The following is a 2,974-nucleotide window of genomic DNA, read 5'->3' on the forward strand; positions in this document are numbered from 1 at the left end:
GCTTTTATTCAAGAAGCGGTTTCTCTATAATATCAACATTCAAAATGAAAGTCAATAACTTTTTAAAAAATTAAAGCTTCCAGAAGACTATAACTTCTTTCTGTTAGCTTCAGCTACATTGTAACCTTACATATTCCTAGCAACTTTTATTGCTTCACCAGGTCACTAGATCTATTATAGAGACCTGATCCCTCATTGTCAACAACTTTCCCATAAAATAAAATTGACTATCAAACGTCACTTATAATTTAGAAATAAAGCCTTCTCATTCATAGAGGTACTTCAACTCCTAAACCAACTGCGTTATATCCATGAAATCGACGCCAATAGGCACAACTTGCTTCTGAATATTAACCCACAATCATTCCCTCTCGCCACCTAAGAAATACAAATGCGCACTTTAATATTCGATCAAAACTAAAAACCCGTTCATTTCCGAAAAGGAAGTAAACGGGTTGGGTTTTAGCTTATAAATTCACTCCGTTTTCATCAGAGACTCCTGAACCTCTGGACTTGATTCCAGAGAAGGAGGATAGTTAATTCTTTCTCCAAATTCCACCCAGTCAAGATTTGACATAAGCAGCAGATAACGTTTGCCGCTCGCCGGGTCACTGATGATGATGTGATCACGACCAGCTGTTTCTACGCGGCCTTGGTAAACCATTGCATTCCATTTATTGTTACCTTGGTAAGTAAAGTAAAATGTACCAATCTTACCTTTGTTGAAACGCAGGATATTTTCGATAAATGATTCTTGCATCGTACCTACCTGAGTTTGCTCAGTTTGTTGCCCAGTTCCCATTGGAACGTTATACGCAGGGCCAGAAGGCGGGAAGCCGGAAGGTTGTGTGACATTGCCCTGCATCATGGAAGATGGAGAGAAACCTGGATAATAATTCTGTCGATAATAATTAGAGTCTTCATAAAACATGAGAAGATCATCTCCTTTTTAATTTATCTATAAAACTCTTCACAGTAGCCTGGTACAGCGACATAGAAACAATGATTCTTATGCGAAAAATCGAACTTCGTCATAGGTGATCTTGGCATTGTAGGGCTACAAGGAGCTCGGTACTTTTGCCCTGGACTAGGGTTAAAAAACCACAAATTCATTCTAGCCCGAGGATCCCTATCACCATGCAACAAATTCCTGGCCCTTTGGAGGTCAGCTTCTTTGGGACGTTGTGTATACAATGTTCCATTTAAGACAGGCTCGAAGTGAGGGATTCCAGTTCCAGGTATAGTTTGATAAATGGCATGCCTAATATTGCGTAGATTTTTAAAGTCAGGGGCACAGTCAGCCTCGACCCGATTGGCCACGACCGATCCCACCATGTTCATCCCTTGGGCTCCTTCACCTATCGCTTCCGCCATCATGAGCCTTGCTAACTCCTCCACATCACGTGAATTATGCTTTATTCGTCTACCCATTTTCTCATCCCTTTCGGCTTATACAGGTAACTTATTGCTTGAAGCCGACTTTGGTAACTTGCCTATCAGCCCAAATTTCAGAAACTGTATCCCCAATGAAAAAAACCTTGTCCAGTTCCCTAGATTCACGCTACATCTTATTACATAGAATCTAAAACTATCATTAAGCAATAGAAAGATATCCAAGATGTGACCACTCTTTCTAAACAACGTAAAAAAGGTACACCCAATAGGGCGTACCTTTTCAATTTTATTTATACTATTATACTTCGTCTTATACAGAAATCCCATGTAATGGACTTAAAGTAACAATTTTATATATTCCTCACTACAATTAATAAACCACATAGTTTCAAAATTTTATGAATATCGTATTCAAGTGGATAATATGAGGGACATTACATAATTACTATATCAGCTGTCTCATCTTTTAAAAAGAAATTATTTAATTTTCAACAGTAACACAAACATCTAACTTAGCATTAAGATGTAATGCGAAAACAAAAAATTATTTCTACCACCTACATTCAGCCTTCCAAAACTAGTTTATATTCTTCACAAATGAGGAAAAAGACCTTTTATCCCTTCTGCAATCATCTGAATAGATATAACAGCAAGAATCAGACCCATTAACCTTGTAATAATGTTCAATCCACCTTGTCCGAGTTTAGCAATAATAGGCGTTGAATAGTAAAACAGTACATAAGAAAGTGCAAGAACCAATGAAAAACTTACGAAAACTACAATTAAATTTGGAATATCATAAGAATTTGCATGTGTCATGACAGTTGCAATAGTTCCCGGTCCAGCCATAATAGGCAGTGCAAGAGGAGTAATCGATATATCCTCTTTTTCCGCTGCCTCCTCTTTCTCTTCCGAATGGGGAGTCTGCGCTTTTGATGTTTTAGCATGCAAAAGATTAAAGGCAATTCCAAAAATAAGAATCCCTCCAGCTATCCGGAATGCATGAATAGTAATCCCAAACATAGCAAATATAAATTTACCAAGTATAAGGAATACAGTAAGGATGCACAAAGAAACAATTGCAGCTTTCCTTGCAGTACGTTTTTTTTGCTCCTGGGAATAACCGTTGGTAAGGGAAATAAAAATCGGGATATTTCCTATCGGGTTCATAACAGCGAAAAATGATACTATTACTTTAAAAAGCAAAGTGATCAAAAAGTTTCCTCCTTCCCTATTTACAAACTATATATTCTTCGAACTCATTTTCATATATTACCCACATATATAAAAACACAACAATGTCATCCGTTTATATTTCATACTTCACTTAGAACTGTCGACACATTCCGTCTACTTGCTTTTGGAACAAATCCATTTTTCCAATAACTACAAATCCCTGTCATAACCACTCATTTCATTAGAAAAACAAAAAAAGGCATCCTACACTATGTAGAATACCTTAATATTTATCCATAAGATGCGGCCGAGAGGACTTGAACCTCCACGGGGTTGCCCCCACTAGGCCCTCAACCTAGCGCGTCTGCCATTCCGCCACGACCGCGTAATTTTTAAAAAATGG

The 2,974-nt window shown here is 37.8% G+C and carries 3 protein-coding genes and 1 tRNA gene; all 4 read right to left on the reverse strand.

Annotation, left to right across the window (positions count from 1 at the left end):
- Nucleotides 1–475: 475 nt before the first annotated feature.
- The 4 genes from gerQ to BFA01S_RS21225 all read right to left on the reverse strand — a co-directional run bounded on the left by gerQ (nucleotide 476) and on the right by BFA01S_RS21225 (nucleotide 2,956).
- Nucleotides 476–931, reverse strand: coding sequence for a spore coat protein GerQ (gene gerQ, locus BFA01S_RS21210; protein ID WP_066235580.1), 456 nt, complete (start codon nucleotides 929–931; stop codon nucleotides 476–478).
- 23 nt (nucleotides 932–954) lie between these two features.
- Nucleotides 955–1,431, reverse strand: coding sequence for a cell wall hydrolase (locus tag BFA01S_RS21215; protein WP_066235585.1), 477 nt, complete (start codon nucleotides 1,429–1,431; stop codon nucleotides 955–957).
- A 555-nt stretch (nucleotides 1,432–1,986) separates the two neighbouring features.
- On the reverse strand, nucleotides 1,987–2,610 hold the full coding sequence (locus BFA01S_RS21220; protein WP_066235587.1) for a MarC family protein: 624 nt from the start codon (nucleotides 2,608–2,610) through the stop codon (nucleotides 1,987–1,989).
- A gap of 263 nt (nucleotides 2,611–2,873) precedes the next feature.
- Nucleotides 2,874–2,956 (reverse strand) — tRNA-Leu (locus tag BFA01S_RS21225).
- Between the last annotated feature and the right edge of the window lie 18 nt (nucleotides 2,957–2,974).

Source organism: Metabacillus fastidiosus NBRC 101226 (genome assembly GCF_001591625.1).
Lineage (GTDB): Bacteria > Bacillota > Bacilli > Bacillales > Bacillaceae > Metabacillus > Metabacillus fastidiosus.